Origin of the sequence: Acinetobacter sp. USHLN143, assembly GCF_037145695.1 — a bacterium.
GTDB lineage: Bacteria > Pseudomonadota > Gammaproteobacteria > Pseudomonadales > Moraxellaceae > Acinetobacter > Acinetobacter fasciculus.
The window spans coordinates 1-368 of sequence record NZ_JBBCWZ010000239.1; the positions used below are offsets into that span (position 1 = coordinate 1).

The 368-nt window shown below is 51.1% G+C and carries 1 protein-coding gene; it reads right to left on the reverse strand.

Annotated elements, in window-relative coordinates; translation table 11 throughout:
- A partial coding sequence (locus WFH18_RS18610; RefSeq protein ID WP_336755426.1) for an IS66 family transposase occupies positions 1-368 on the reverse strand: 368 nt, incomplete at both ends.

The window sequence follows — 368 nt, forward strand, 5'->3', positions numbered from 1 at the left end:
GCTGACCTGAACGGCTATCCTGAAAGTCATAGATCACCGCTTGAACTGGATTGTACTGTGTAGTGGCATAGGCCCAGACATAACCTTTCTTCGGTTTTTTCTCATCATCACCCATCCGCATGATGGTGACCGGCGTTTCATCGGCATGGATCACCCGCTGTTGCAGCACCACCTCTTTTAAGGCATTGGCCAGAGGCTCCAGTTCTACACCGCAGCGACCTATCCAGTCAGATAAAGTAGATCTGGACAGATCAATGCCCGCCCGCTGATAGATCAGGCGCTGACGGTACAGCGGCAAATGATCGGCATACTTCGATACCAGCACATGGCTGAGCAGTTCAGGTGAAGCAATGCCTTTATCAATCACA